We start from the raw sequence: 634 nt of genomic DNA, 5'->3' as shown, positions 1-634 counted from the left end.
CATCGCCACCTCGCGGGCATGCGGATACGGCGCGCGCGGTTCGGCCAGGCTGTCGTCGGCGTCGGCCCACACCATGACCAGCCCCAGATCGCTCAGCGGTGCGAACACTGCGCTGCGGGTGCCGATCACCAACCGCGCGGTGCCGCGCAGCGCCGCCAGCCACCGGCGGTACCGGGCAGCCGGCCCCAGGCCGGCCGAAAGGGCCACCACGCTGCCCTCGTCGATCCGTGTCGTCGCGGCCTGCCAGAGCGCGTCCAGGTCGCGCTGGTCGGGAACGATCGCCAGCACCGAGCGGCCGGTCCGCACCGTTTGCGCGGCGGCCTCGATGAACCGGTCCATCCACGACTCGCCGGGAAGCGCCTGCCAGACGGCCCGCGCGGCCCGCGACTCGGCCAGAGCGGCGAGGAACTGAGCGCCCCGGCCGTAACCGCCCCAGCCCGCCGGATCGACGGGCTCCGGGACCGCGGTATCGCGGCTGACCAGGGGTTCCCGCTCCACCCTGGCGTGGCGGGCCGGCACCGCCAGACGCAACACGTCGGGGCGGGTGCCGGCGTAGTGCGCGGCCACCGCGTCGACCAACCGGCGGATTTCCGGGGTGAGCACCGGTTCGGCCGACACGACGCGATCCAGCCAG

The 634-nt window shown here is 75.1% G+C and carries 1 pseudogene; it reads right to left on the bottom strand.

From position 1 onward, the window contains the following. Positions 1–634, bottom strand: a pseudogene (locus A5652_RS09300) (primosome assembly protein PriA); the annotation flags it as partial.

The sequence above is a fragment of the Mycobacterium sp. 1165178.9 genome (assembly GCF_001673555.1).
In the GTDB taxonomy this organism is placed as follows: domain Bacteria; phylum Actinomycetota; class Actinomycetes; order Mycobacteriales; family Mycobacteriaceae; genus Mycobacterium.
This window is presented reverse-complemented; position numbering and strand designations above follow the sequence as displayed.